At 39.4% G+C, this 26,664-nt stretch carries 27 protein-coding genes and 1 other RNA gene; 17 read left to right on the forward strand and 11 right to left on the reverse strand.

Annotated features, from left to right (window positions below; genetic code table 11):
- Window positions 1-14 precede the first annotated feature (14 nt).
- Window positions 15-1,631 (reverse strand): CTP synthase, encoded by a 1,617-nt coding sequence (locus tag ACPUEN_RS18390; protein ID WP_425637379.1) that lies wholly within the window; start codon window positions 1,629-1,631, stop codon window positions 15-17.
- Window positions 1,632-1,892: 261 nt separating this feature from the next.
- On the opposite strand from ACPUEN_RS18390, the gene ACPUEN_RS18395 reads away from it, so the two are divergent.
- Together ACPUEN_RS18395 and ACPUEN_RS18400 are read left to right on the forward strand one after the other, a co-directional pair.
- Complete coding sequence (locus ACPUEN_RS18395; protein WP_425637380.1) at window positions 1,893-2,669, forward strand: hypothetical protein; 777 nt, start codon at window positions 1,893-1,895, stop codon at window positions 2,667-2,669.
- A 129-nt stretch (window positions 2,670-2,798) separates the two neighbouring features.
- Window positions 2,799-3,203 (forward strand): hypothetical protein, encoded by a 405-nt coding sequence (locus ACPUEN_RS18400; protein ID WP_111611510.1) that lies wholly within the window; start codon window positions 2,799-2,801, stop codon window positions 3,201-3,203.
- Between the two features lie 61 nt (window positions 3,204-3,264).
- Here ACPUEN_RS18400 and ACPUEN_RS18405 read toward each other — a convergent pair whose 3' ends face one another.
- The gene (locus ACPUEN_RS18405; RefSeq protein ID WP_425637381.1) at window positions 3,265-3,672 is read right to left on the reverse strand and encodes a hypothetical protein; all 408 of its coding nucleotides are present in this window, start codon (window positions 3,670-3,672) and stop codon (window positions 3,265-3,267) included.
- Window positions 3,673-3,777: 105 nt separating this feature from the next.
- Window positions 3,778-4,353: an RNA polymerase sigma factor gene (locus tag ACPUEN_RS18410; protein ID WP_425637382.1), complete on the reverse strand. Its 576-nt coding sequence runs from the start codon at window positions 4,351-4,353 to the stop codon at window positions 3,778-3,780.
- 104 nt (window positions 4,354-4,457) lie between these two features.
- Between ACPUEN_RS18410 and ACPUEN_RS18415 the strand changes: the two genes are divergently transcribed.
- From ACPUEN_RS18415 to ACPUEN_RS18445, 7 genes are all read left to right on the forward strand, one after another.
- On the forward strand, window positions 4,458-4,799 hold the full coding sequence (locus ACPUEN_RS18415; protein WP_425637383.1) for a DUF6249 domain-containing protein: 342 nt from the start codon (window positions 4,458-4,460) through the stop codon (window positions 4,797-4,799).
- A gap of 115 nt (window positions 4,800-4,914) precedes the next feature.
- Complete coding sequence (locus ACPUEN_RS18420; RefSeq protein WP_425637384.1) at window positions 4,915-5,385, forward strand: hypothetical protein; 471 nt, start codon at window positions 4,915-4,917, stop codon at window positions 5,383-5,385.
- Window positions 5,382-6,824, forward strand: a complete 1,443-nt coding sequence (locus ACPUEN_RS18425; protein WP_425637385.1) for a CCA tRNA nucleotidyltransferase — start codon at window positions 5,382-5,384, stop codon at window positions 6,822-6,824. The genes ACPUEN_RS18420 and ACPUEN_RS18425 overlap by 4 nt, the downstream gene beginning before the upstream one ends.
- A 22-nt stretch (window positions 6,825-6,846) precedes the next feature.
- Window positions 6,847-7,551 (forward strand): tetratricopeptide repeat protein, encoded by a 705-nt coding sequence (locus ACPUEN_RS18430; RefSeq protein ID WP_425637386.1) that lies wholly within the window; start codon window positions 6,847-6,849, stop codon window positions 7,549-7,551.
- A 191-nt stretch (window positions 7,552-7,742) separates the two neighbouring features.
- Entirely contained in the window at window positions 7,743-9,359 is a 1,617-nt protein-coding gene (locus ACPUEN_RS18435; protein WP_425637387.1) for a tetratricopeptide repeat protein, read from the forward strand.
- Between the two features lie 193 nt (window positions 9,360-9,552).
- On the forward strand, window positions 9,553-10,644 hold the full coding sequence (locus tag ACPUEN_RS18440; RefSeq protein ID WP_425637388.1) for a phytase: 1,092 nt from the start codon (window positions 9,553-9,555) through the stop codon (window positions 10,642-10,644).
- A gap of 18 nt (window positions 10,645-10,662) precedes the next feature.
- On the forward strand, window positions 10,663-13,431 hold the full coding sequence (locus ACPUEN_RS18445; RefSeq protein WP_425637389.1) for a TonB-dependent receptor: 2,769 nt from the start codon (window positions 10,663-10,665) through the stop codon (window positions 13,429-13,431).
- Window positions 13,432-13,511: 80 nt separating this feature from the next.
- Here the strand turns inward: ACPUEN_RS18445 and ACPUEN_RS18450 are convergent, their stop codons facing one another.
- From ACPUEN_RS18450 to ACPUEN_RS18485, 8 genes are all read right to left on the reverse strand, one after another.
- Entirely contained in the window at window positions 13,512-13,727 is a 216-nt protein-coding gene (locus ACPUEN_RS18450) for a hypothetical protein (RefSeq protein WP_425637390.1), read from the reverse strand.
- A gap of 133 nt (window positions 13,728-13,860) precedes the next feature.
- Window positions 13,861-15,090 (reverse strand): S8 family peptidase, encoded by a 1,230-nt coding sequence (locus ACPUEN_RS18455; protein ID WP_425637391.1) that lies wholly within the window; start codon window positions 15,088-15,090, stop codon window positions 13,861-13,863.
- Between the two features lie 153 nt (window positions 15,091-15,243).
- On the reverse strand, window positions 15,244-16,641 hold the full coding sequence (locus tag ACPUEN_RS18460) for a S41 family peptidase (RefSeq protein ID WP_425637392.1): 1,398 nt from the start codon (window positions 16,639-16,641) through the stop codon (window positions 15,244-15,246).
- 67 nt (window positions 16,642-16,708) lie between these two features.
- On the reverse strand, window positions 16,709-17,419 hold the full coding sequence (locus ACPUEN_RS18465) for a cell division ATP-binding protein FtsE (RefSeq protein ID WP_425637393.1): 711 nt from the start codon (window positions 17,417-17,419) through the stop codon (window positions 16,709-16,711).
- Window positions 17,420-17,421: 2 nt separating this feature from the next.
- Complete coding sequence (locus tag ACPUEN_RS18470; protein WP_111611521.1) at window positions 17,422-17,625, reverse strand: fructose-6-phosphate aldolase; 204 nt, start codon at window positions 17,623-17,625, stop codon at window positions 17,422-17,424.
- Window positions 17,626-17,669: 44 nt separating this feature from the next.
- The gene (gene fsa, locus ACPUEN_RS18475; RefSeq protein WP_425637394.1) at window positions 17,670-18,329 is read right to left on the reverse strand and encodes a fructose-6-phosphate aldolase; all 660 of its coding nucleotides are present in this window, start codon (window positions 18,327-18,329) and stop codon (window positions 17,670-17,672) included.
- 187 nt (window positions 18,330-18,516) lie between these two features.
- Window positions 18,517-18,602: signal recognition particle sRNA small type (gene ffs, locus ACPUEN_RS18480), an RNA gene on the reverse strand.
- 119 nt (window positions 18,603-18,721) lie between these two features.
- Window positions 18,722-18,952: a hypothetical protein gene (locus tag ACPUEN_RS18485; protein WP_425637395.1), complete on the reverse strand. Its 231-nt coding sequence runs from the start codon at window positions 18,950-18,952 to the stop codon at window positions 18,722-18,724.
- Between the two features lie 250 nt (window positions 18,953-19,202).
- On the opposite strand from ACPUEN_RS18485, the gene ACPUEN_RS18490 reads away from it, so the two are divergent.
- The 8 genes from ACPUEN_RS18490 to trpA all read left to right on the forward strand — a co-directional run bounded on the left by ACPUEN_RS18490 (window position 19,203) and on the right by trpA (window position 26,543).
- Complete coding sequence (locus tag ACPUEN_RS18490) at window positions 19,203-20,615, forward strand: anthranilate synthase component I family protein (RefSeq protein WP_425637396.1); 1,413 nt, start codon at window positions 19,203-19,205, stop codon at window positions 20,613-20,615.
- Between the two features lie 79 nt (window positions 20,616-20,694).
- Window positions 20,695-21,063 carry a four helix bundle protein gene (locus ACPUEN_RS18495; protein WP_339869096.1) on the forward strand — a complete coding sequence of 123 codons (369 nt, stop codon included), beginning with the start codon at window positions 20,695-20,697 and terminating at the stop codon, window positions 21,061-21,063.
- A 103-nt stretch (window positions 21,064-21,166) separates the two neighbouring features.
- Entirely contained in the window at window positions 21,167-21,733 is a 567-nt protein-coding gene (locus ACPUEN_RS18500; RefSeq protein WP_425637397.1) for an anthranilate synthase component II, read from the forward strand.
- A 32-nt stretch (window positions 21,734-21,765) separates the two neighbouring features.
- The gene (gene trpD / locus ACPUEN_RS18505) at window positions 21,766-22,776 is read left to right on the forward strand and encodes an anthranilate phosphoribosyltransferase (protein WP_425637398.1); all 1,011 of its coding nucleotides are present in this window, start codon (window positions 21,766-21,768) and stop codon (window positions 22,774-22,776) included.
- A 6-nt stretch (window positions 22,777-22,782) separates the two neighbouring features.
- The gene (gene trpC, locus ACPUEN_RS18510) at window positions 22,783-23,601 is read left to right on the forward strand and encodes an indole-3-glycerol phosphate synthase TrpC (protein WP_425637399.1); all 819 of its coding nucleotides are present in this window, start codon (window positions 22,783-22,785) and stop codon (window positions 23,599-23,601) included.
- Window positions 23,601-24,227 carry a phosphoribosylanthranilate isomerase gene (locus ACPUEN_RS18515; protein ID WP_425637400.1) on the forward strand — a complete coding sequence of 209 codons (627 nt, stop codon included), beginning with the start codon at window positions 23,601-23,603 and terminating at the stop codon, window positions 24,225-24,227. The genes trpC and ACPUEN_RS18515 overlap by 1 nt, the downstream gene beginning before the upstream one ends.
- Window positions 24,228-24,273: 46 nt before the next feature.
- Window positions 24,274-25,452: a tryptophan synthase subunit beta gene (trpB, locus tag ACPUEN_RS18520; RefSeq protein WP_425637401.1), complete on the forward strand. Its 1,179-nt coding sequence runs from the start codon at window positions 24,274-24,276 to the stop codon at window positions 25,450-25,452.
- Window positions 25,453-25,769: 317 nt separating this feature from the next.
- Complete coding sequence (trpA, locus tag ACPUEN_RS18525; RefSeq protein WP_425637402.1) at window positions 25,770-26,543, forward strand: tryptophan synthase subunit alpha; 774 nt, start codon at window positions 25,770-25,772, stop codon at window positions 26,541-26,543.
- Window positions 26,544-26,664: the final 121 nt, after the last annotated feature.

A 26,664-nucleotide genomic window follows, 5' to 3' on the forward strand; every position in this document is an offset into this window, starting at 1 on the left:
AACTTCGGGGTGTTTTATTTAATTTTTTTGTCAACAGCCGCCTGAATGAATCTCACAAAAAGTGGCTGAGGAGTTAATACTGTACTTTTATATTCTGGGTGGAATTGAACGCCAACAAACCATGGATGGCTTTTAATTTCCACGATTTCTACCAAACCTGTTTCAGGATTTGTGCCTGTGGCGATCATGCCATTGCTCTCCATTTCTTTCAGATACTCGTTGTTGAACTCATATCTATGGCGATGTCTCTCCTGGATTTTTGATTTCCCATAAGCTTGGTAGGCCTTACTTCCTTTTTTGAGGTCGCAAGCATACGAACCAAGACGCATAGTTCCGCCCATTTGATCAATATTTTTTTGCTCTTCCATTAACCCAATTACCGGATTGCTCGTTTTCGGATCCATTTCGGTGCTATTGGCATCTTTTAGGTTGAGTACATTTCGTGCGTATTCAATCACTGCCACCTGCATGCCTAGACAGATCCCTAGGAATGGAATGTTGTTTTCTCTGGCATATTTTACAGTCTCAATTTTGCCTTCGAAGCCTCGCTCACCAAATCCTGGAGCAACTACAATTCCATCCAAATCAGTAAGTTTCTGGATGATGTTATCCGAATTTAATTCTTCTGAAGAAATCAATCGAAGGTTGACATCACACTCAATAGAAGCGCCTGCATGGGTAAATGATTCGATAATGGATTTATAGGCATCAGGCAAGGATACATATTTGCCTACTAATCCAATTGTCACTTCTTGAGTGGGATTTTTAAGCTTGCCTAGGAAATCTTTCCAATTTTCCAAGTCAGTGTTTTCTTTGGAAGAAAGCTTAAGCTTGGTCATTACGCGCTCATCCAACTTTTCCTTCTTCATCAGCAATGGCACGTCATAAATAGAGTCTGCATCCATTGCTTCAATTACATTATTAAGCTGAACGTTGCAGAATAATGCTAGCTTCTTCTTCACATCAGAAGGTAAATGGTATTCTGTACGGCAAACCAAAATGTCTGGCTGAATACCAGCTTCTAGTAATTGTTTGACAGAGTGCTGAGTTGGCTTGGTCTTTAATTCCTTCGCTGCTTTCAGATAAGGAATTAACGTTAAGTGGATAACCAAGAAATTATTTGGGCCTAAATCCCATTTCGCTTGTCTTACCGCTTCTATGAAGGGGAGTGATTCTATGTCTCCCACACAGCCACCTATCTCTGTGATTACTACGTCAACTTTTCCGTCTTCACCTAATTTGTAAAAATTGGATTTGATTTCATCAGTAATGTGTGGAATAACCTGCACTGTTTTGCCAAGGAATTCGCCTTTACGCTCCTTTGTGATCACATTGTTGTAGATCCTACCCGTGGTGATATTATTGTCTTGGGAGGTAGGGATATTCAAAAAGCGTTCGTAATGTCCTAGATCCAGATCTGTCTCAGCACCGTCATCCGTCACATAGCATTCGCCGTGTTCATAAGGGTTTAGAGTGCCTGGATCGATGTTCAGATAAGGGTCAAATTTTTGGATGGTTACTCTGAAGCCTCTGGCTTGTAGCAGCTTGCCTAATGAAGCAGCTATAATGCCTTTGCCTAGTGAGGAAGTAACGCCTCCGGTAATAAAGATGTATTTGGTGCTTGAAGCCATAAGAATGGGGGAGGATGGAAATTTGTTTGGATTCTTATGGGGCTCAAAATTATGGAAAAATTCCCGATTAATGGCTTTTTGAACTTTAAATAGATCACTTTTCTCGAATTTCTTGAGGTTTTAACAATAAGTATATCGCGACAATACGCGTCAATTGTTGTTTGGTTTATGTGAAAGTCAGTAGTTTTATTAGGTATTAAAGTCTGCAAGTGTGTGACTTTTGCCTAGTCTTTTAGTGCTCATCATTTTAACATATATCATATGAATTCTAATCCCAGAGAAATTACACTCGTAAACCAAATCATAAAGAAACAGTTAGGTAGCTTTTGTGACCTACAACCGAATGATAACGAAAGCTTTATGCTAAATCCAATAGATTTATATAGCAGCATAGATTGGACTAAGTTTGAGGAAGATCTTGATGTGTTAAATTCAATATATGCTATCCTTTTTGATGAGTTCGTGATTGCTCGCAAGAAGATAGTATGCTATTGGCCAAGTCAAGATTATGCTGACGATAATCTTTCAGAAATTAATGAATATTGTCTGTCAGCAGGAGTAGGATTAAATTTAGAGTTAAGCCAATGTTATGTGGATAGCGGTAATAAAATGCTACCTGAACATGAAAGATTATGGTGTTCGTTTATGCTGTTTTTAGTTGAGTCTATATGTGAAGACATAAAACTAAATGAGGAATTAGAAGAAATAGCTACTTTAAAATGTGACAGCGAAAGTATCTTGGTTTTTAGTATAAGAGAAAATGGAATAACTCGTTATTCCTATTTAAAATCCCAAGTCTCCTTATTTGAACTTGAAGGGGGTATTGAGTGCTTTAAACAGGGGCTCGAAGGTGGGATGTCTTCTTTCTTAAATTTTCAAGAACTAATAGGTTTTCTTATGAATGAAATTAATATTAAAAAATATAGTGCTAACTTTTCTAATAGTTCATTAGAAAAACAATATTACAGAGCTATTAGTCTGAATTTTAATTCGTTTAATCTTGTCCAGCAATGGATGTCTAATTTTAATCAGAATTAGTTTTTGATGGAACAGGAATTTTTATTTGTAAAAAAAAGCTATTTATTTCTCTGTTTAATAAAACAAAGAATGATAATTATATATATTGCACTTGGTTTGTAATTAACAATTATCAACAGATAAGAAAATATGAGAGATTTAATCAAAGAAGCTATTGCTGATCTGAAAAAAGGCGATGGATTTATTTATGTAACATCTGACGGAAGTAAGATCGATTTACATGAGGCGGCTACTAAGGGTATTGCAGTGACTCCTGTAAACCCGAAAGATCAGGTAATTAAAAAATTGGAGGCTGCTGGTCTTCATTTGAATGATGGCAGATTCTTAAATGAATTGAACGAATTGATTTCACTTGTAACGGGTAATAGCACTGGTGCTAAATCTTCTAAAAGAAGATCGTTCACAGATGCTGAGAAAAGTAAGATAGTTGAAGAGTGGAAGAAGGTAGAGGCAGCAGGTAAAAAAACTAAAGCTGCATTTGCCAGAGAAATTGGAGTAGGCTATCAGACATTTATTAACTGGTTAAGAAGTTAATTATACTTGACATAGAAAAAAAGACAGCTTATTGGCTGTCTTTTTTTGTTTTAATGATGAGCTATGAAATTTTCCATTTTCTTAAAGTTATGATAAATGCTAAAGATGCCAGAATTACAAAGGAGATTAGAGATTGTAGTACTATGTGGGATAGATTTATCACAGGTACTGATATTTTAGGCAGTGATATCGCCAATTCTGGATAGGTGATCTCAGGTAGCTGACTAAATAAAGAATTAGCTTCGCTACCATTGGGAGCAAATAAAAAGACCGTGATAAATAGTATTGCCAAAGTACTTCCAATAATCTTCCATGCTAAAGCAGAAATCACTGGTTTATAGACTGATAACGAGGTTCTTGAGTTTATCTTCTCCAATATAGATTCATGAAAACCTACTGAAGGAGACATTGTGCCGAGCTCAGAAATGAACTGTCTTATATATTCCTCTTCCTTTCCTTGATTTGTCATTTGCTCATTTATTGAAATTCATTTGTACTATTGGAACCAGCTTATTTATGGGTTATAATTAATGGCGTTCCTTACCATTTCCTTTCTAACTAAGTTAGGCTTCATTTATAGCAAATGAATTAATTCACTATTTGTTATTTTTAGCAGAGATTCTAAAAGACTTTTTCTTCCTCTATGTAATAGAATTTTTACATGAGAACTTGTCAATCCCATTATTTCTTCAATTTCTTTTACGCTTTGTTCTTCTAAATAAAACAAGGTAAGTGCTGCAGATTCTGCGGGCTTCATGGCATCCAAACCTCGTTTTATTAGATCTTTTCTTTCAGCTAGTTGTAGTGATTTTAATCCATCCAAGTAATCTGATGAATTACTTTCCATTTCCTCTATCTCATCTAATTGGACCGTATAATTCTTTGATTTTCTCAATCTACCCAATGCCTCATTATATACAATAGTATATAGCCAAGTAGTAAATTTAGATTTTCCTTCAAATGTTTTCAAGGAATGGTACGCTTTCATAAAGGTGTCCTGACATGTTTCCTCTGCTTCCTCTCTATTTTTCAGAATACGCATCGCTAGGGTGAATACATATTTTTCATGCTTTTGGATCAATTGTCCATAAGCATGCCTATTACCCCGTAACGTTCTCTCTATATAAAGGTGGTCTTCCTGGAATCGCATTTTTACATTGGATGCAAGTACCCGAAAAAAAGTTACAGTTTTTTTAATAGAGTTGTAACCTTTTGGTTGGGATAATGCATCCAAGAAGAAAAAACACACAGATCATGGCAGAAACCATCTTAGTTACATTGATTATTTTCTCTAGTATTTTCGGAGTCATTTATATTTTCTTGACTACCCGAAATAAGGAAAGACTAGCTCTCATTGAAAATGGTGCTGATGCAAAGCTCTTCAACTCCGGCAAGAAGTACGGATTTGGTCAATTTATCCTAAACCTTGCACTTTTGGCTATTGGAGTTGGTGCAGGCGTATTAGTGGGAGCAATGTTCAATTCAGGCGGAATGGAAGAAGGGGTTGCTTTCAGTTCCTGCATCTTCATTTTTGGAGGAATAGGCTTGATGTCTAGCTTTTTTCTTAACAGAAAACTGGAAAAGGAGGATAAATAATACGTTCTCCATAGTCATTCAAAAGCCTTCCTTTTACGGGGAAGGTTTTTTTGCTTTTACCCCAAAGAAGCTTGCTCTCAAAATTCTGATTATTTTTGTGAAAAAATAAACCGCTTTGGAGCACGCACAATTATTATCAGCTTTTAGAGAAAAAGGTATTCTTCATCTGAAAGAAGGAAATGGAAAAGTAGTCACATTCATGAAGCCAGAACTTTGGCGGACTGAAATGGGCGAAGACTGGACTTTTTTACTTTTTGATTTATTCCAAATCCGTACGATTTGTGAGCCGTTTTCTGAGGTTTCATTAGATATAGTAGAGTATGCCAACAAGCCTACTGTCTATCATAGCCCAGCTAATCGCATTCTTAAAAATGGTCCAATTCAGGATGGTGAGCTGAAGTTTAGTCTGATTCTGGAGCCAAATTGGAACAAACTACTTTTTCAGATTTCTCAGCCCGTTTTGGTCAAATTAGATACGAAAGAAGACACTTCGCATCAGACCACAATCTTATTTCCGCTGCTAAGCCCAAGCACAAAAGAGATGTTTTTGGGTCCAGAGGGAGATGTCAAAATTATTAAAGGATGAATTTCAAATCGCATCTTGACGAATTCGAAGTTTTTGAAAAAGTCGCAAAAGCTGCTGCCAATTTAGGGTTAGAAACCTATGTGGTTGGAGGTTATGTGAGAGACTTGATTCTGAAAAGAGAGAAAAGTGGGCAAAAAGATATTGACTTTACCTGTGTAGGTAGTGGGATAGAGCTTGCTAAGGAGGTAGCAAAACAGTACGAAGAACATGTACCGCTTTCTGTTTTTAAGAATTTTGGTACAGCCATGTTGAAGCTAGATGATTGGGAGCTTGAGTTTGTAGGGGCTAGAAAAGAATCCTATCGAGCAGACTCTAGAAATCCTATTGTAGAGACAGGTACGCTTCAGGAAGATTTAGAGCGAAGGGACTTCACGATCAATGCCATGGCGATTTCATTGAATTCAGCCAATTATGGTGATTTGTTGGATCCGTTTGATGGATTAGGGGATATTAAGAAAAAACTGATTCGCACTCCTCTAGAGCCGAATGTGACATTTTCTGATGATCCACTACGTATGCTTAGAGCTGTACGATTTGCAGCTCAGTTGGATTTTGATATTGATGGAGATACGTTTTATGCACTTAGTGAAAATGCTCACCGGTTGAATATTATTTCTGCCGAACGAATCATTGTTGAGCTCAACAAAATCATAGAAGTCAAAAAGCCATCTTATGGGTTTAAATTGCTTTTTGCAGGGAAGTTACTTCATGAGTTTTTCCCGGAAATGGTAGAATTGCAGGGAGTGGACTCCGTGGATGACAAGTCCCACAAGGATAATTTTTATCATACGCTGCAGGTTCTTGATAATGTTTGCCAGACTAGTGATGACCTTTGGCTTCGTTGGGCAGCTATTCTTCATGATATTGCAAAGCCAGCGACTAAGCGGTTCAACAAAAAAGTTGGATGGACATTTCATGGTCATGAAGACAAAGGAGCTCGAATGACACCGGGAATTTTCAGAAGGCTAAAGCTTCCCATGGACGACAGGATGAAATATGTGCAGAAGCTGGTAAAACTTCATCTTCGTCCGATTGCTTTGGTCAAAGATGAAGTAACAGACTCAGCGATGCGAAGGTTGCTTTTCGAAGCGGGAGACGATATCGATGATTTAATGAAACTTTGCAGGGCAGATGTCACGTCAAAGAATAATAAAAAAGTAAAACGATACTTGGAGAATTTCGATAAAGTAGCTCAAAAGCTGATCGAAGTTGAAGAAAAGGACCAGGTCAGAAATTTCCAGCCTCCCATTTCTGGGGAAGAAATCATGAGGATTTTCGGTTTGGAGCCTTCAAAAATCGTTGGGGATATTAAAGAAGAAATTAAAGAAGCTATATTGGAGGGCAAAATTCACAATAATCCTGAACAGGCACGTGAATTGATGCTGGAGATAGCCAAATCCAAAGGATTATCTCCAGTGTTAGATCGCCCAAATTCATAAACTAAATCAAAATCAATCTAAAATGAAGCACGTATTACTCATGCTGCTTATGGCCTTTTGCGCCAGCACTACTATTGCCCAGACTGCAGACTCTGTAGCTAGACTTGATCCTAAACTTAAGAAAACCCTGAATGTAGCGGATCAGGCTGCTTATCAGCTGGCTATGCGCTACAATGATATGACTTCTGCAAAGAGTTTTCTCTACGAATTGATCGTGAGAAACCCTGATGACATACGTTACATAGAGATGCTGGGATCACTTTATTATGAGTCAGGACAGTCCATGTCAGCAGCTCTAGTGTCTATGGACGTACTGAAAGTCAATGATAAAAGCATCGCTTCTTTAGAAATCGCTGCTTATTCCTTAGAGCAAGTTGGGGCATTGGAAAGAGCACTTCCATACTTCGAAAGTCTTTACTTACTAAGTGGCGATAATTTTAGCCTTTATAAAACAGGATATCTTCAGTACAGCTTGAAAAAATATCCTGAAGCTTTGAATTCTATGAACATGCTTATCAAAAATGCTAAGCCTGAGGATAAAGTCGGATTTCCTAAGTCTCAAACAGAAACCCAGGAGATTAGTATGAAAGCAGCAGCTCTGAACTTAAAGGGGATGATTTACCTAGACCAAGGCTCCAAAGTAGAAGCAAAGACTGCCTTTGAAGAAGCAATTTCACTAGATCCTTCATTTGATTTCGCTAAAGAGAATCTTGCCAAAACAAATTGATCAATTTGTGTAATGAATTCTAAACCGGCAGCGATGCCGGTTTTTTTTATGAAAAATTTTACCGGAGTGACTAAGAAATGCCACTGGGATAGTTCGTAAAAGGTAATTGAAAGGAAACTTTTTCTTAACAGCTTCGAGACTTAATTCACGGATCTTTATGGGTTATGGAAAGTCTCAAACGAATTTGCTTTTTGGCTGTAGTTTTATCTTGTTTTTGCTCAGCTATTTCTTTGGCACAAAGCCCAAAATCACTTACTCAACAATTGGATTCGGCTTGGATAGTTTCCAAAAGTTCACCGGAGACAGCTTTTGCATTTGCTTCTGAATTGCTGGAGAAAAGCCGAGCCAGTAATATAGATTCTCTGACAGCTCGAATCCAGCTGTTGCGGGGCAAAATACTTTTTCAATTCGGGATGTTTCAGGAAGCAACTGAAGCACTTTATGAAGCAGAGCACATTTTTGAAAGTAGCGGGAAAAGGCGTCCATTGGCGCAAGTCAATAATGTGCTGGGAGAAGTTTATTACAAGATCAAGAATTCAGAAAGTGCACTGAATAGGCATGAAAAAGCACTGAAGATCTATCAGGAAATCAATGATGAAGCAGGAGAGGCGGAGACCAAAAGTTACATCGGTGGGATGTTTGAGAAAATCGGTTCCTACCCAAAAGCTTTGGAGTATCAGACAGAATCTCTCCAGCTTTTTGAGTCTTTAGGCATGAAGCCCGAAATAGCTTTTGTCCGGGAAAATATTGGAAGCATTTACGAAGACTTGGAAAAGTACGATTCTGCCTATTCTAATTTTCAAAAAGCATTTTTATTGAATTCGGAATTGGGCGATAGTCTGCGGTTAATAGGTAATCTGAATAATCTTGGGGATGTGCTGCGCAAAACAAGAGAAGCAAAAGAAGGCTTGGAGTTCTCCAGAAAAGCAGCTGAAATGAGCCAGCGGCTTGGGATGCTTTATCAGCAAAAGTCAGCTGTAGTAGATATCTCAAAGGCCTATGCTGAGATGGAAGATTATGAAAACGCCTTCAAATACCTGGAGCAAAGCCGCCAATTGAGTGACTTGGTGTTTTCAGAAGAGACCACCCGTCAGTTGGCAATTCAGGAAGCTCAATATAATCTCTTTACAAAAAATCAGCAGATTAAGGAGCTGGAGCAAACCCGGAGTTTTGACACAAAAGTCAAATGGTTGCTATTGTTTTTAGTCAGTCTTCTCTGCGTGCTAGGATGGGTGATTTTCAATAGACAAAAGCTGAAAATTAGGAGTAATAGAGAATTGCTACTTCGACAAGATGAGATTTTACAAGTGAAGGAGCAATTGATCAACACGGAGAAGGAAAACCTAAAATTACTTGAGTTGAAGATGGCGGCTGAAGATCAAGCACATTCAAAATCCCTTACCGCCCAAACTCTCCATGTCATCGACAAAAATCAAATGCTAGAAGATATTCAGACTAAACTGAAGAGCATTTTGGAAGAGGATCCAAAGGAGCAAAAGAAAAGGATCCGCAATTTGATCAAGCAAATTGATTTTAATTTTTCGCACGATACAGATTGGGATGATTTCAAGCAAACCTTTGAGAGAGTGCATCAGGATTTTTTCAAAATCATACAGACTAGATCTGGAGGTTTGACTCCTGCAGAAATGAAACTTGCCAGTCTGATGCGCTTGAATCTAAACTCCAAAGAGATCGCCTCTTCCCTTGGTATTTCCATGGATAGCCTTCGTATTTCCCGCTACCGACTTCGCAAGAAATTGAACCTTCAAAAGGAGGATAGTTTACAGCAATTTCTTCTTTGTATATGATTTACAATTTGTTAATCAGTTTTTAACATATAGTAATGATCTATAATTCAATTCATTACGATTGATTTTTGAAATTTTGTTTAGGTTTTGTTAACGGTCAATTTCTCCATTGTTGCTCAATTGATAACAGTCTTTTCTAGTCTACAGCGGCTGTCCGAGCTAACATTGTAGCATCAAAACCATTTTAAATCTTATGTCAACAAGCAGACTAATTTATGGACTGTCCGCTCTGGGAATTCTCGTAAGTTCCTGTAGTAAGCCAGTTCAACAACAAGAGGAAGGAGTAGCAGTAGAACAAAGCTTAGTGAAGCCATTCTACGTGACAGACTCGGTGATTCATGATACTGATGATCCAGCAATTTGGGTGCATCCTTCCGATCCTAGCAAAAGCCTGATCATCGGTACTGATAAGGATGCCGAGGGAGCTCTTTATGTATTTGACCTGAAAGGGAATGTAATTGATTCATTAATAGTGCGAGGTATTCAGCGTCCAAATAATGTGGATGTGGGATATGGATTAGATCTAGGGGATCGCACCGTTGACTTTGCTGTTACCGGAGAGCGAATGACTTCCAAATTGAGATTTTTTAGCCTTCCTGATATGAAGGAGATTAATGCAGGAGGAATCGAAGTGTATGAAGGTGAATCCGGCGCTGATTTCAGAGATCTGATGGGAGTAGCTCTTTTTCAAGACAAAACCACAGGTAAGAATTATGTAATCGCCGGAAGAAAAAATGGACCCACCGATGGGACTTACTTATGGCAATATGAGATTCTCGGACAAAATGGTCAAATCAGCCTCAAGGAAGTTCGGAAGTTTGGCTCCTACTCTGGTAAAAAAGAAATAGAAGCCATAGCTGTTGATGCTGAATTAGGATATATCTATTATTCCGACGAAGGAGTTGGAGTGAAAAAGTACTACGCTGATCCTGAGAAAGGAAATGAAGAACTTGCGTTTTTTGCCCAAGAGGGATTTTCTGACGATCATGAGGGAATTTCCATTTACAAACTCGATGATACCACCGGTTACATTTTAGTATCGGACCAAGGTTCAAACCTTTTCCATGTTTTCCCAAGGGAAGGTTCTGCTTCCAACCCACATGATCACAGTTTGATTACCAAAATCGCCACAAGTACTATTTCCAGTGACGGGTCTGAATCCATCAGTTTGGCTTTAGGACCTGATTTTCCTCACGGACTTTTTGTAGCCATGTCTGATGACAAAACCTTCCAGATCTATCGCTGGGAAGACATGGCTGGTGACATTCTAAAATCAAAAAATTAATCTTTCAACCTCATATTTATGCAAAATCAATTACTAAGAGCAATTACCTTGATTGCAGCTTTTTGCCTGAGTCATCAGATGCTGGCGCAGGGTGTTTTAAGAGGTAGGGTTATCGATGCACAGAACCTATCCATGCCTGGTGCAAATGTTATTTTGAAGGGAACCACCATTGGTACTATCACCAATCAGTCTGGAGATTTTTCCATTGTTGACCTTCCAGCAGGATCTTATCAAATAGAAGTTTCTTACCTGGGTTATGGTTCTTTGATTCATGATACTGAGGTAGAAAATGGTCAGACTACCATTTTGAATTTCAAACTGGATGAAACTACGATTGAAAGTCTGGAATTTGTGGTCATGGGCGATCGATTGAAAGGTCAAGCCAAAGCACTTAACCAGCAAAAGAACAATGCGAATATCACCAATGTGGTCTCCTCTGATCAGATTGGTCGTTTTCCGGATGCAAATATTGGGGATGCGCTGAAAAGAATTCCTGGTATCACCATGCAAAATGATCAGGGTGAAGCTAGAAATATTATTATCCGTGGACTTGCTCCTCAGCTGAATTCTGTGACTTTGAATGGAGAAAGAATACCATCTGCAGAAGGAGATAACAGAAATGTACAGATGGATTTGATTCCATCAGACATGATCCAGACTATTGAAGTAAACAAAGCGGTGCTTCCAAGTATGGATGCAGATGCAATTGGTGGCTCGGTTAACCTAGTTACACGTCAGGCTCCAAATTCACTTCGGATATCTGGAACTGCAGCTTCTGGAGTCAATTTACTTTCCAATAAACCAATCTGGACTGGCGGTTTGATCATAGGCAACAGATTCTTTAATGATAAATTGGGAGCTATCTTTTCAGGTTCTTACAACAATCACCGCTTTGGCTCCGACAATATCGAGGCAGTATGGAAAGAGTATGATAATGGCGTTGCCTTGGAAGAATTTGATATCAGAGAATATAGAGTGCAGCGTGTTCGTAGATCTGCTTCGGTTGCCTTTGATTATGAAATCAATGATAACCATACCCTATTCCTTTCCGGAATGTACAATCACAGGGATGATTGGGAAAACAGATTCAGAATGAGAGTAAGTCAGTTAGACGATTCATTTGATGATGGAGACTTTACTGAAGTTAGTCCCGGGAATTACCTGACAAAAGGCCGTGTAGAATACGAGACCAAAGGTGGACTGGATAGCGATAGAAACAAAGCAGCTAGACTTGAAGATCAGCGAGTTTATAATACGACACTTGGCGGTAGCCACTTATTCAATAAACTGAAAATGGATTGGTCTGCGACTTATGCAAAAGCATCTGAAGAAAGGCCTTTTGAGCGCTACACTTCCTATAGGTCATCAGGCCAGAATGTTACTGTAAATGTTTCAAATCCGGAGAAACCCTACGCATATCTGACCGATCCGGCTGATAATCTTAGTATTGGTCTTAATGGGCTATCAGAGCAGTATGGGTACACTTCTGATCGTGACTTAAATGCCAAATTGGATTTCAAACTTCCATATAGCCCTAAGGGCATTCTTCAATTCGGTCTGCGTTATAGAGGGAAAAATAAGGAGCGGGAAAATAATTTCTACGAATACGAACCATTGGATGAGGAAGCTTTCGGAGAAACTTTGGCGAATGTACCAAATAGGAACTACTCAGATCCAAATTACCTGGTAGGTTCACAATATCAAGTAGGCACATTTATGACTCCTGAGTATTTGGGAGGATTGGATTTCAATAACGCCGGACTGTTTGAACAGAGTGATATTCCTGAAGAATATGCCCCAGGAAATTTCACTGCGAAAGAAACAATTACCGGTGGTTACGTGATGGCTGATCATCAGTTCTCAGAAAAGTTCTCAGGAATTGTTGGTGTACGTCTTGAGCATACAGCAATTGACTACGTCGGGAATATCTTTGATATTGATAACGAAGAGATTTCATCAGCAGAAGGTGAGCAAAGCTATACCAACTTTATGCCTGGGGTACATTTGAAGTACAATATGAATTCCAACTCAGTTCTAAGATTTGCATGGACTAATACCATTGCCAGACCGAACTACTTTGATTTGGTTCCTTATGCTGAGTTCAGTCCTGAGGACGAAGAACTTTCTCGCGGTAACCCTAATTTGAAGCCAGCCACTGCAATGAATTTCGATTTGATGGGAGAGCAGTATTTTGACAATGTGGGTTTGATTTACTTGGGTGGTTTCTATAAGGATATTGATGATTTCGTTTATACCATCACTTCTCAAGGTTATAGTGATCCTCAGTTTGGATCTGATCTTCAATATTCCCGTCCTGAAAATGGTGGAACTGCTAAAATCTATGGACTTGAAGCTTCCATTCAGCGTCAGTTGTGGAAAGGATTCGGAATTTACCTAAACTACACTTACACAAAATCATCTACCACAGGCATTGAAGGCAGAGACAATGATGATATTGAATTGCCGGGTACAGCGGATAACATGTTCAACGCGTCACTTTCTTATGAATCAAAGAGAATTGTAATGCGAGTGTCGCTGAATTATGCTTCAGATTATTTGGATGAATTGGGTGGAGAAGGTTTCGAAGATCGTTACTATGACAAGCAGACGTTCTTGGACGTAAATGCCTCGTATGCGATCACTCCAAAATGGAGAGTTTTCTTTGAAGGAAATAACCTGACTAACCAACCTTTGAGATATTATCAAGGAACAAAAGCTAGAACGATGCAGGCGGAATATTACAATGCAAGACTAAACTTTGGATTGAAGTTCGATTTGTTTGAGTAATTCTGTTACGGAATGAAAGTAAAAAAGGGCTTCCAAATTAATTTGGAAGCCCTTTTTCTCGTTTTAAGTATGAATTCTTCTTAGCTAAGAAACAGGTAGTAAGCGATGAATGTGGTGATTAATGAGATTCCAAAGCTTAGGGTTATGATTTTTGGATAGTTTGTTACCCAATGTCTTTTTTTGCTTTCGCCTTCGATTACTAGTTTTCTGTTAGGTCTTACTACTTCCTGAACCAAAGCCAGGCAGCCCATAAAGTAAATTGTAAGTATTAAGATGAAACTCGCTGCGATCTCCATGACATTCAAAATTGAACCTCAAATTTAACAGCAATTTCTGCGTGATCTTTCTGAAAATAGAAACTTAACAATTTGATAATGAGCAAAAAAAAGGTGACTCGTATGAGTCACCTTTTGATTTATTATGAGAACTTTATTTAACAGCGATTGGATCAGGATTTCCATCAGGATCATTTATAGCGGTTCCTCCATTATTTGGAGTGCCATATAATAATAATCCACACACATGTGGAGATGCCATAGAAGTTCCGTTATAGCTGGCATATCCTCCTGGTACTGTAGAAAGTACTCCTACTCCAGGAGCAGCAAAATCAACAGGGGAGCCGTAATTTGAAAATGAAGCAAATCTGTCAGTACTATTTATGGCTGAGACAGTATAGATGTTTGGGCCATTTGCACGAGCTGGTGAATGATACCGTGCATCATCAGATTCATTTCCTGCAGCTAATGCAACCTTTACTCCACTAGCACCTAATGCGATTACCGCGTTGTCCAATGCCTGAGAAACCGGTCCTCCCAAACTCATATTGGCAACATCTCCGTTTGATGCATTTGCTGTTACAAAATCGACGCCTGCAATCACTCCAGAATACGATCCTGAGCCTCTAGAGTCCAAAACTTTTACAGGAATAAGAGTAACTCCTGGGGCTACCCCGATTACGCCGATGTTATTATCAATCGCTCCTACAGTCCCTGATACGTGTGTTCCGTGACCGTTTCCATCGCTGCCGATGTCAGAGTCTTTTCCTTTGGAAAAGGCATTATAGCCAATACTATCAACAACATTTAAATCAGGATGTGAAGAGTCAATTCCTGAGTCAATGATATATGCTTTGTTATCTCCTGAATAGGTCGTTCCTCCACCTACTCTGTCGATACCATATGGAGTTTGTTGGGAAGAAGTTTCACCTCCGCCTCCACCACCATTTCCAGGACCTTTACCTGGAGGTCGACCTAGAGCAATAACTCGATCTGGTTCTATAGCCAATACTGTTGGGTCTTGCGAGATGGACTGATATTGTTCGTCTGTTAAAGTGACAGCAAATCCTTCTATGCTGCTGCCATATACATAACCAAGATTTTCTTGATCGATTCTATATTTTGCCAAAAGCTCCGAACCGGTTTTTCTCATAGATGCTTGGACGGCAATATAGGACATGTCTTTTCTGAAACTAATTCCTGTAGGCATTAACGTAACAATGTATTTCCCTGGAATGATATCACCCGACTGGTATTTCACAAATTCAATTGAATCTCCGGCGATAGGAGATTCTGCCTCTTGCTGGCAGGAGAAGGCAAGGGCGCCCATGAGGATTCCTGCATATAATGCAGGTTTTTTCCAAAGTTGTTTTTGGTTGATCATAAAATATAGTGGTTAATATGTTTTATAAACTAACTCTTTGATAAGCATTTAGAGCAGTTCACGCCTATAATGTCTGGAAATTATATGAATTAACCAATTATTTGATGGTGTGATAAAAGCAAAAAAAAGCCCCGAACTATCGGGGCTAACTTCTTATTTTTTGATTTGGGATTCAATCATCTGGCCCATCCGGGTTTTTCCGTCTAAGGTATTTGCGAGTTCTACTCGGTCCAGTTTGGTGACTCTGGCTGAGGAAGGTGTGCCCGTAACTTGTTCGATGGCCGTTCTGAGCATGATTTCATTTACATCTCCCAACGCTCTTAGGCGCTCGCTGTTTTCATTTACAGCAATATTGGGAGTGAACCCCGTATTGTAATCAGATTGATCTAAGCTGTTGAAACTTTGAGTAACTATAGGTAAAAGGCCGTAAGCATTTTCAGTATTCTCTTCGTCTTCGATAGCGATGGATCCTACATTTTTTCCGTAGGTGACACCGCCTATAAGGAAGACATCCATATAAGGTTTTAGACCATTGATGATCAGTTCAGATGCTGAAGCTGTTCCGTTTGAGGTCAACACGTAAATTCGATTTCCTGTTAATGAATTACCTATATTTTGTGTTTTTTCAAGGAAGGTTGTCTGCACATTACTCAAAGATGGAATATTTGTCATAATGAACTGATTGTATTTCGTCTTGGAAAAAACATCAGAACTGGTTACTCCAGGACCAATGAGGCTTGCTAAATTAACCGCAGAAGAAACATATCCTCCACCATTGTAGCGTAGATCCAAAACCAAGTTATTGATATTCTCTGCTTTCATTTTGGCAAAAACAGCATCCATTTCTTTGTCATATTTAGTAGCGTCTGCCGTAGTGCCAGGAGCAAAGAAATTATACACAACGTACCCAATTTTTTGATTATCGACCGTATAGATAGAATCTAGAAAGTTTGGGTCTTCGGAGAACTGAATTGGAGTGAGGGAAATTTCTGGCATTTCTTCATAAGCCAAAGTCTCCTCATTGAAGCGAAGGGTGGTGATTGTATGGGTTAGCTCTGCTTGTCCACGAAGTTCAGAGAAGTTACTCCTCGTCAGTTCAATGCCATTTATTGCGACAATGACATCGCCTCTTTTTAGGTCTTTTGAGGAGGCAGGACTATTTTCCTTGGTGTAAATTACTTCTCCATAAACGTCATCAGAGTTAGGAACTCCATACCATTTAGCTTCGTATCCAGGATCAAGGGAAATGCCCTGAAGGGAATTAATCAATTCTTGATAATCCGGGTAAATAACCGAAAAACGATCTGTAGGAGTGTTTAACAGAGAGTTGAAATAGGCTGTAGGATCAGATGTCTCTGCGATTGGAGTCTTCATATTCTGCCTCCAGTAATAGACTTCATCCATTACATCATAAATCCAATTGTTAATTTGCTCTTCCAGTGTAGCAGAAGGATCGATTACAGGGTCCTCCTCGCCGTCCTTGTTGCAGCTCCAGAGCAGCCCACTAAGTAAAGCCAGCAATACAGCTCTTGAGATTAGGGTAGATTTCATATCTTGATAGTTTGGGTGATTACAAACGCTGCAATTAGCATAATCGTTTGATATTTAACGCGAAATATCAAAAGGACGAACCAAAAGAAACGTCGTGTGTTTGACTATCCTGCAATTCACCTTTCTCACATTTCAATACTCGATATGGATACTTACGAAGTAAATCATAATTATGGGTTGCCATTAAGATTGCAGTTCCCTTTTTATTTATTTCTTGGAAAAGCTTGAAGATGCCATCTGCCACATCTGGATCAAGATTTCCTGTAGGTTCATCTGCGAGCAGTATGGAAGGTTCATTAAGTAAAGCTCTTGCAATCACCACACGTTGTTGTTCACCTCCTGATAGCTGATGTGGCATTTTGCTGGATGCATTATTCAGACCTACCAAAAGCAGAACTTCAGCCATACGGGCATTTATTTTTGCTTTGTCTTTCCACCCAGTCGCTCTCATCACAAAAGCTAAATTTTCCGCAACAGAACGATCATTAAAGAGCTGGAAATCCTGGAATATTATTCCGATTTTTCTTCTCAGATAGGGGATATCCTTCGTTTTAATATTTTGCAGATTAAATCCTGCAACCTCTGCACTTCCACTTTTCAACTCCAAATCGGCATAAAGTGTTTTTAGCAAGGAGCTTTTTCCGCTCCCAGTTCTCCCAATTAGAAATACAAACTCGTGTTGCTCTACAGAGAAGTTTACATCAGTGAGAATCGGGTCTATCCCCTGAAAGATTGTAGCTTGGTTTACCTGGAGTACAGGCTTAGTACTGAAATCCATTCTTAAAGTTCTAATTTTTGCAATTTCCCAAAAGGAAGATCTTTGATTAACGCTTCCAATTCATCTTCCTTTCCTTCTAGACCAAATTTCTCCATTTTTTTCAAGGGCCTATCTGCTCTGAAATAGGCGACTAATACAAAGTTCTCATCTCTGATCTGTATGTAGTCAGGGATTTTCGCTTTGCCTTTTACTTTGATGATATACATAGGGGAAATTAAAAAAAGACCGACAAATGCCGGCCTTTTACATATTATTTACCAGCTGCTTTGGCATGGTCTGCCAAAAACGTTGCCAAACCTGAGTCTGTCAATGGGTGATTTAATAAGCTGGTGATTACTTTCAATGGACAAGTCACTACATCTGCTCCAACTTCAGCACATTTTAATAAGTGCATGCTGTGTCTAACTGACGCGGCTAGAACTTCAGTTTCGTAACCGTAGTTACCATAGATATGAACGATTTGAGCGATTAATTCCATTCCGTCAAAAGAAATGTCATCCAATCTTCCGATGAATGGAGAAACGTAGGATGCTCCAGCTTTAGCAGCTAAAAGCGCTTGACCTGCAGAGAAAATCAAAGTACAGTTTGTACGGATACCTTCACTTTGGAAGTATTTAAGTGCTTTTAGACCATCCTTAACCATAGGGATTTTCACCACGATTTTGTCGTCGATCTTTGCCAGCTCTTTTCCTTCTTTTACCATGCCTTCGAAATCTGTGGAGATTACTTCAGCACTTACTTTATCATCTACGATATCACAGATCGCCTTGTAGTGAGCTCTTACTTTTTCATCTCCGCTGATGCCTTCTTTAGCCATCAAGGAAGGGTTGGTAGTTACGCCATCTAAAACACCTAGGTCATAAGCTTCGCGAATGTCACTAAGATTGGCTGTGTCAATAAAGAATTTCATGTTTAAATTGTTTAATAGGTATTGAAATCCCTTTTCTCAGATTTTAGTGTTCTTGCCTTAATTCATAAAACAAGGTTAAGTCCGAATGAAGGATGATTCCAAATGGATTTATTTGTAAGAAACAAAGTTAGAAGATTAATCAAGATTTGGAACTTGATTGGAGGTGCCTTAGAAAAAATAGGGCAAAAAAGAAGCGGCATCGCACCGCTCAACCACCTACCCTTGCTTCCTTCCGGACCTGGGGGATTCAGCAGGAGCTGGTCGTGCCGCCGGTGCAAAAGTAAGGAGAAAATTATTGTTTACAATGTTCTTCCACAACATTGCTGAAACAGTGGCTTTCAGTGCTGACTGTGAGGGGGATTAATTTCAAATAAGAAATTTGAGATTTGAAATTACTTCGACTTCGCCATGTGCATCTGGAATTCAAGCACATTGCAATGGATGAATTCGTCCTCAGCTAAGTCCTCAAAAATCTCCTCGTCAAAGGTCATTTCTGTCTTTTCAATTTTTCCATCAGGATGTATAATCAATTCAATTCCTGTGAAATCATCAGAATTCACCTGCACCAAAACCTGGTAATCTTCAAAAACCCGCTTGAAATACTGTGGAAATGCTTTGGCCATGATATTTTACTTATGTTTTTTCAAAATTATATAGAAATAAATGAAAAGAAGTTTTGTCATTAAGAATCCCTTTCTAAATTTGCTCCCATTCTTATGAAAACAATCGCAAACAAATACTGGTGGTGGCATTCTATCTCTTTCCAAAAGGAAGTTTAGACAGCCCCTGCATTTAATTTTGCGTTACTTAATAGTATAAAAGGCTTACTGGATTTCCGGTAAGCCTTTTTTCATGAATAAAAACAACCACAAAATGACTCAAATAAAACTACCTATTTTAACTACTTACAGAAAGCGATTGGCAGATACGATCACCCCGGTAAGTATTTATCTTCAGATTCGGGATCGTTTTGCTAATCCTATTTTATTGGAGAGTTCAGATTATCATGGGCAGGAAAATAGCTATTCCTATATCTGTTTTAACCCATTGGCTACCTTCAGTTTCAATGCCGGAGAAGTTAAGGAGACCTTACCTCTTGGGCATTCTGTATCTTATAAGGTGAGTTCAGATCAAAAGCTGATGGAAAGTTTGAGGGCTTTCGGGAATAAGTTTGATACAGCACAGGATAATTTTAAATTCAGCTCCAATGGGCTTTTCGGATACATCCAATACGATTCAGTAGCATATTTCGAAGACATCAATCTCCAGAATACAAAGCCATCTGATGTGCCCATGATGCAATATTCGGTCTATCAGAATATCATTGTTGTGGATCATTATAAAAATGAGCTGCACTTATTGGAACACCGTGTGGCAGGAGCTGAGAATCCGGAATTAATGGATGAGATCGAGCGCTTGCTTTCTAATAAAAACATCCCAAGCTACTCATTCAAGCGAGTGGGTGAAGAAAGCTCAAACTATACGGACGAAGAGTTCTTAAAGATTCTGAATCAGGGTAGGGAGCATTGCTTCAAGGGCGATGTGTTCCAGATTGTACTTTCCAGAAGGTTCTCCACAAGCTTCAAGGGTGACGAATTCAACGTTTATCGTGCCCTTAGATCTGTCAACCCTTCCCCTTACCTATTCTACTTTGACTATGGTTCCTTCAAGGTTTTTGGAAGTTCTCCAGAAGCTCAAATCGTAGTAAAGGATAAACGTGCTACTATTTATCCAATAGCGGGTACTTTTCGACGTACAGGAAATGATCAGGAAGATGCAGTTTTGGCTCGTAAACTTTATGATGATCCTAAGGAAAATTCAGAGCATGTCATGCTAGTAGATTTGGCGAGAAATGACCTGAGTAGATCTTCTGAAAAAGTCAGTGTAGATGTATTCAAAGAGATTCAATACTATTCACATGTTATTCACTTAGTCTCCAAGGTGACCGGAGAATTACCAGATGGAACAAATCCACTTCAGTTAGTAGCAGACACCTTTCCGGCAGGGACACTTTCCGGAGCTCCTAAATACAGAGCGATGGAGCTGATAGACGAGTTGGAGAATGTTTCTAGAACGTTTTACGGTGGTGCAATCGGCTATTTGGGATTCAATGGAGACTTCAATCATGCTATTTTGATTCGATCATTTGTCTCCGAAAACAATCAACTCAGATTCCAAGCCGGGGCAGGAGTCGTAGCTAAATCAACCATTCCATCAGAGTTGCAGGAAGTCGCAAATAAACTGGAGGCGCTCAGGGTGGCATTGCGGGCGGCGGAGAATATTTGAGTTGGAAGGTTTTAAAGTAGGAAGGTTTTAAAGTGGTATAATGAGTATTCTTGAAAATATTTGATATAAATCTTTGAATATGAAGGCTAACAGTTTTGAAGAATTACTCATTTGGCAAAAAGCAATTGAGATTGGAGTAGAGATTTATTCTCTTTCTGATCAAGTACCTCTCAAAAGCGACTACAAATCTAGAGATCAATTAATTGGGTGTGCAATATCGATTTCGAACAATATAGCCGAAGGATTTGAATACAATAATAAGCTTCAGTTCATTAGATTTCTGGGCTATGCGAAGGGATCAGCAGGTGAATTAAGGAGTCAATTAGCACTATTAGTTAAAGTAAACAGAGTTTCGGAAGAGACATATTTAAAATTAAAAGAAGAGTTAATTGTCTTGTCAAGGCAGATTAAAGCTTTAATGACCTATTTGAAAAATAAGAAAGAATAGAGTAAAAAGGAATGGATTGCAAGGGTTGAGGATAAGGGAACTTTACCACTTTTCGACTTTGCCACCTTTCAACCAGAATTACCTATTAAAACGATAAAATTATATGCGAATTCTCGTCCTAGATAACTACGATTCCTTCACCTACAACTTGGTATATATCGTCCGCCAACTTGGTTATGGGGCAGATATGGATGTGTTCCGAAATGATAAAATCAGCTTGGAGGATGTCTCTCAATACGATAAAATAATTTTGTCTCCAGGTCCAGGTGTGCCGGAAGATGCAGGAATTATGCCTGAGCTATTGAAGCAATATGCGTCCAGCAAATCAATTCTTGGAGTTTGTCTAGGGCATCAGGCGATCGGTGAAGCTTTTGGTGGAGATTTAATTAATTTGTCTGAGGTGCTTCATGGTGTGGCTTCTACGGTAAAAGTCTCTGATGATTTGCTTTTCAAGGGCGTTCCCGATACTTTTAGTATTGGTAGGTATCACTCTTGGGTCATTAATGAAATCACCCTTTCATCAGACTTGGAGGTGATCGCCCGTACACCTGACAATCAAATCATGGCAATCAGACACAAAAAGTATGATGTCCGTGGGGTACAATTCCACCCAGAAAGCATTCTTACCGAAAATGGAGTGCAGATTATCAAAAACTGGATGGAGAATTAAAAGTAGAACCACCCACCAACACCCTATCTATTATGAAAGAAATATTAAATCATCTTATCGAACATCGCACACTGACTCGGGAAGATGCACTCGAAGTTCTGAAAAACATTACTGCCGGCACTTATAATCAAAGTCAGATTGCGGCATTTATGACCGTTTATATGATGAGAAGTATCACGGTGGAGGAGCTTTCAGGATTTCGACAAGCAATGCTAGAGCGTTGTATCCCTGTGGAAATCGCAGAATATGACGCAATGGATCTCTGTGGTACAGGCGGCGATGGTAAGGATACTTTTAATATTTCTACGCTATCGTCTTTCATAGTAGCTGGAGCTGGTCAGAATGTGGCAAAACATGGCAACACAGGTGTATCATCTATTTGTGGATCATCCAACCTTCTGGCCTACTTTGGTTATGAGTTTACCAGTGATATAGACAAGATTCGACATAGTTTGGATGAAGTTGGGATTTGTTTCTTGCATGCACCCTTGTTTCACCCAGCTATGAAACACGTAGGCCCAATCAGAAAAGACCTTGGTGTGAAAACCTTCTTCAATATGCTGGGGCCGATGGTGAATCCAAGTTTTCCAAATAAACAGTTAGTGGGAGTATTTAGTCTGGAGTTAGCCCGACTTTATGGTTATTTGTACCAGGAAATGAACGGTAGATTTTCCATCCTGCATGCTTTGGATGGTTATGATGAGATTTCCTTGACCGGGGATTTCAAAATGATTTCAAATGATGGTGAAAAGGTGTTGAACCCTGAAAATATCGGTCTTCCTAGACTAAACGCAGATTCTATTAAAGGAGGAGATACCATACAGGAATCTGCCAAAATCTTTGAATCTATCTTAAAAGGGCAAGGTACGAAAAGCCAAAATGCTGTTGTACTGGCGAATTCTGCCGCCGCCTTAGTTACAGCCCAAGAAGGCCTTTCTTTTCCAGATGCTGTCGCAAAAGCGGAAGAAGTTTTGCTTTCCGGCAAGGCATTAAACGTTTTTGAAGGCCTTGTCAATCCTAAAACCTCAGTTTCTTTAGCTTAAAATTGTATGAACATTTTAGATAAAATTATTGCTCAAAAACACATAGAAGTAGCTGAAAGAAGCAGTTTGGTTCCAGTGAAACTATTAGAGAACAGTGTCTTTTTTGAAGGTAAAGTAGTTTCCATGAAAAAGTACGTCACCGATACAGAGAAGTCAGGTATTATTTCAGAGTTCAAAAGAAAGTCACCTTCCAAAGGATTGATCAATGGTTCTGCTTCTGTAGAGGCAGTGAGTATTGGTTACATGCAAGCGGGAGCATCAGCATTATCTATTTTGACCGACGCTGATTTTTTTGGTGGAAGCAATGCCGATTTGAAGGAGGCACGTAAATTTAATTTCTGCCCGATTCTCCGAAAAGATTTTGTTGTGGATGAGTACCAAATTCTTGAAGCAAAGTCTATCGGAGCTGATTGCATTTTGCTGATTGCAGCGGCTTTGGAACCAGCTAGATTAAAGGAATTGGCTGCTTTCGCAAAAAGCCTAAACTTAGAAGTCCTGATGGAAGTTCATGATGGGCAAGAGTTGGAGAGAAGCCTTTGTGAGGACCTGGATTTGGTAGGAGTGAATAATAGAAATCTGAAGACTTTTGATGTTTCTCTGCAGACTTCTCTGGTTTTGGTAGATCAAATCCCATCGGAATTTGTAAAAATTTCTGAATCTGGAATTTCTGATCCAGCCACTTTGATCACGCTTAAAAAAGCAGGATTTGATGGGTTTTTGATCGGGGAAAATTTCATGAAATCTAGCCGTCCCGAGCAGGCGGCTTATAATTTCATCAAAGAATATAAGAAGCTATTGGCTGAAGAGTCAAAAGTAAACGCCTGATGAAAATTAAGGTCTGTGGGATGCGGGATCCTGAAAACATCCAACACCTGATTGATGTGGTGAAGCCAGATTGGATAGGTTTAATCTTCTATTCCAAATCTAAAAGGTATGTTTCAGCTGATTTGGCGGAATTATTTCCAGAAACTGATATTGCTAAAGTTGGGGTTTTTGTAAATGAAACGATCGAGTTTGTTTTATCCAAAATTGATGAGTTTAGCCTTTCAGTAATCCAATTGCATGGGAACGAAAGTCCGGAATATGTGAGGGAATTGAAGCTGAAAACAGGTAAAAAACTGTGGAAAGTCGTTTCAGTTGGAGATTCGATTGACTGGGAAACATTGAGGGATTATGTGGGTTTAGTTGAAAACTTTCTCTTTGATACCGCAACGCCAAATCATGGAGGTTCAGGAAAAAGATTTAATTGGCAAATACTAGAGAGCTATCCTTTTGAAACGGGCTTTTTGCTGAGTGGAGGAATAGATGAGGAAAGTGCTTCTGAAATACTGTCGCTTGCGGGTAAAATGCCTCAGATGGTAGGAGTTGATTTGAATTCAAAATTCGAATATGCTCCGGGATTAAAGAATATAGAGAAACTGAAGAGTTTTAAGGAAAAAGTTAGACCATAGTTGAGAGTCCATAGTCCATGGTAGACCAGCTATTAACTATAGAATTATGATCAAAGTAGATGAAAAGGGTTTTTACGGCAAGTTTGGTGGAGCGTATATCCCCGAAATGCTGTATCCAAATGTCGAAGAACTGAAGGAAAACTACGAGTCCATTTTGGCTTCGCAGGAGTTTCAGGATGAATTCAGAGGTTTGTTGAAGGATTATGTCGGTCGTCCTACGCCTTTATATTTTGCTTCCAGAATTTCTGAAAAGTATGGTGCAAAGATTTACCTGAAGCGTGAAGACCTTTGTCATACCGGCGCGCATAAAGTAAATAATACCATTGGTCAGATCATCTTGGCTAAGAAGCTTGGCAAAAAGCGGATCATCGCAGAAACAGGGGCTGGTCAGCATGGGGTGGCAACCGCGACAGTTTGTGCGCTGATGGGGATGGATTGCACCATCTATATGGGAGAAGTTGATATCGCCCGCCAGCATCCGAATGTGGAGCGAATGAAGATTTTGGGAGCTACTGTGGTTCCTGCTACCTCTGGATCGAAAACCTTAAAAGATGCAACGAATGAAGCCATGCGTGCTTGGATCAATAATCCTGTTGACACCCATTACATCATTGGTTCGGTGGTTGGGCCACATCCGTATCCGGAAATGGTAGCTAGATTTCAGTCTGTGATTTCGGAGGAAATGAAGTGGCAGTTGAAAGAAAAAGAAGGGACAGAAAATCCTGATATCGTCATTGCCTGTGTAGGTGGAGGATCAAATGCTGCCGGTGCTTTTTATCATTATTATAATACGCCTGAAGTACGTTTGGTAGCTGCTGAAGCTGCGGGTTTGGGAGTTTTATCAGGTAAATCTGCAGCTACCACAGTATTGGGAACTCCAGGTGTTTTGCATGGGTCAAAGACGATCTTGATGCAAACCGAAGATGGTCAGGTGGTAGAGCCGCATTCCATTTCTGCAGGTTTGGATTATCCTGGAATCGGTCCAGTTCATGCGCATTTATTTGATGTAGGAAGAGGTGAGTTCGTAGCGGTGGAGGATAAAGACGCCATGGCTTCCGGAATAGAGTTAAGCAGATTGGAAGGAATCATTCCTGCGATTGAATCCGCACACGCGATCTATGCATTAAATCTGATCGAATACTCCAAAAACGATGTGATCGTAATCAATTTGTCAGGAAGAGGTGATAAGGATTTGGATACATATATAAAATGGGGACAGTACTGATATGGGATAAATGATATTGGATTTACGAGGGCATTTCGAACTTCAATCGTCATCGTAGAATTCATGCATTTCCTAAAAAAAATAATGAATGTTGAAGGCTGAATATTGAGGTAAGCTAACCTCTGTGTAAAATTTGGCTTTTGAACCCTGAACTGGTTCAACAATTAATTACCATGGATGCAACCCATGGGAAAAAGTATAAATAGTTATTCCAACCTTGAAGGGGTTGAACCATAATCGAATTACGCTGAGACTTGGCAAAAATGTTAAACTCTAACGAGAGCCTCGTAAATCGTAAATCGTAAATCGTAAATACAATGAACCGAATACATAAACTATTTGAAACCAAAAAGGAACGAGTCCTCTCGATCTATTTCACAGCTGGCTTTCCCAAGCTTGAAGATACGCTTCCTATAATGGAGGCAGCTCAGGCTGGAGGTGCAGATATAATTGAGATAGGAGTTCCTTACTCAGATCCTGTTGCTGATGGGCCTACGATACAGGATAGCAATATGATTGCGCTGGAAAATGGTATTTCCCTTAAAACGATCTTTGATCAGCTGAAGGGCTTCCGTGCCAAAATCCATATTCCTGTAGTGATGATGGGCTATTTGAACCCAATCATGCAATACGGAATGGAAACTTTTTGCAAGAAATGTAAAGAGGTAGGAGTAGATGGTTTAATCTTGCCTGACCTACCTATGCAGCAATACATTGATGATTATAAGGAGTTGTTTGAGCAGTATGGTCTGGTTAATACATTCTTAATTTCACCTCAAACCAGTGAAAAGCGAATTAGAGAAATCGATGAAAACACGAGTGGATTTATCTACATGGTTTCCTCACATAGTATTACAGGTGCTAAAGCTGGAATAAGCGATGAGCAGATTTCTTACTTCGAGCGTGTTAGAGCTATGAACTTGAAGAATCCACGACTGATTGGTTTTGGTATTTCAGATTCAGAAACATTCTCCAAAGCCTCTGAATATAGCAATGGAGCTATTATTGGTTCGGCTTTCATCAAAACAGTAAAAGATTCAAAAAATCTGAGTGAAGACATTCAGAAATACATTCAATCAGTCGTGAATTGAAATATTGTAACAACTTGTCCGCCTTGGCGGATTGGAAAATTCACGAAACTCAGACCTTATTCTAAATATTAGAATCAACTCTACAGAAGGCCTCGCACCACGATAGCTATCGGGGCGTACT

This window comes from Algoriphagus yeomjeoni (assembly GCF_049821175.1).
Taxonomy (GTDB): Bacteria; Bacteroidota; Bacteroidia; order Cytophagales; family Cyclobacteriaceae; genus Algoriphagus; species Algoriphagus yeomjeoni_A.

Bases quoted from the DNA above. Each gene is read 5' to 3' on its own strand.
- ACPUEN_RS18390 (WP_425637379.1), bottom strand. From the start codon at position 1,631: ATGGCTTCAAGCACCAAATACATCTTTATTACCGGAGGCGTTACTTCC.
- ACPUEN_RS18395 (WP_425637380.1), top strand. From the start codon at position 1,893: ATGAATTCTAATCCCAGAGAAATTACACTCGTAAACCAAATCATAAAG.
- ACPUEN_RS18400 (WP_111611510.1), top strand. From the start codon at position 2,799: ATGAGAGATTTAATCAAAGAAGCTATTGCTGATCTGAAAAAAGGCGAT.
- ACPUEN_RS18405 (WP_425637381.1), bottom strand. From the start codon at position 3,672: ATGACAAATCAAGGAAAGGAAGAGGAATATATAAGACAGTTCATTTCT.
- ACPUEN_RS18410 (WP_425637382.1), bottom strand. From the start codon at position 4,353: ATGCGATTCCAGGAAGACCACCTTTATATAGAGAGAACGTTACGGGGT.
- ACPUEN_RS18415 (WP_425637383.1), top strand. From the start codon at position 4,458: ATGGCAGAAACCATCTTAGTTACATTGATTATTTTCTCTAGTATTTTC.
- ACPUEN_RS18425 (WP_425637385.1), top strand. From the start codon at position 5,382: ATGAATTTCAAATCGCATCTTGACGAATTCGAAGTTTTTGAAAAAGTC.
- ACPUEN_RS18430 (WP_425637386.1), top strand. From the start codon at position 6,847: ATGAAGCACGTATTACTCATGCTGCTTATGGCCTTTTGCGCCAGCACT.
- ACPUEN_RS18440 (WP_425637388.1), top strand. From the start codon at position 9,553: ATGTCAACAAGCAGACTAATTTATGGACTGTCCGCTCTGGGAATTCTC.
- ACPUEN_RS18445 (WP_425637389.1), top strand. From the start codon at position 10,663: ATGCAAAATCAATTACTAAGAGCAATTACCTTGATTGCAGCTTTTTGC.
- ACPUEN_RS18450 (WP_425637390.1), bottom strand. From the start codon at position 13,727: ATGGAGATCGCAGCGAGTTTCATCTTAATACTTACAATTTACTTTATG.
- ACPUEN_RS18455 (WP_425637391.1), bottom strand. From the start codon at position 15,090: ATGATCAACCAAAAACAACTTTGGAAAAAACCTGCATTATATGCAGGA.
- ACPUEN_RS18460 (WP_425637392.1), bottom strand. From the start codon at position 16,641: ATGAAATCTACCCTAATCTCAAGAGCTGTATTGCTGGCTTTACTTAGT.
- ACPUEN_RS18465 (WP_425637393.1), bottom strand. From the start codon at position 17,419: ATGGATTTCAGTACTAAGCCTGTACTCCAGGTAAACCAAGCTACAATC.
- ACPUEN_RS18470 (WP_111611521.1), bottom strand. From the start codon at position 17,625: ATGTATATCATCAAAGTAAAAGGCAAAGCGAAAATCCCTGACTACATA.
- fsa (WP_425637394.1), bottom strand. From the start codon at position 18,329: ATGAAATTCTTTATTGACACAGCCAATCTTAGTGACATTCGCGAAGCT.
- ACPUEN_RS18485 (WP_425637395.1), bottom strand. From the start codon at position 18,952: ATGGCCAAAGCATTTCCACAGTATTTCAAGCGGGTTTTTGAAGATTAC.
- ACPUEN_RS18490 (WP_425637396.1), top strand. From the start codon at position 19,203: ATGACTCAAATAAAACTACCTATTTTAACTACTTACAGAAAGCGATTG.
- ACPUEN_RS18495 (WP_339869096.1), top strand. From the start codon at position 20,695: ATGAAGGCTAACAGTTTTGAAGAATTACTCATTTGGCAAAAAGCAATT.
- ACPUEN_RS18500 (WP_425637397.1), top strand. From the start codon at position 21,167: ATGCGAATTCTCGTCCTAGATAACTACGATTCCTTCACCTACAACTTG.
- trpD (WP_425637398.1), top strand. From the start codon at position 21,766: ATGAAAGAAATATTAAATCATCTTATCGAACATCGCACACTGACTCGG.
- trpC (WP_425637399.1), top strand. From the start codon at position 22,783: ATGAACATTTTAGATAAAATTATTGCTCAAAAACACATAGAAGTAGCT.
- ACPUEN_RS18515 (WP_425637400.1), top strand. From the start codon at position 23,601: ATGAAAATTAAGGTCTGTGGGATGCGGGATCCTGAAAACATCCAACAC.
- trpB (WP_425637401.1), top strand. From the start codon at position 24,274: ATGATCAAAGTAGATGAAAAGGGTTTTTACGGCAAGTTTGGTGGAGCG.
- trpA (WP_425637402.1), top strand. From the start codon at position 25,770: ATGAACCGAATACATAAACTATTTGAAACCAAAAAGGAACGAGTCCTC.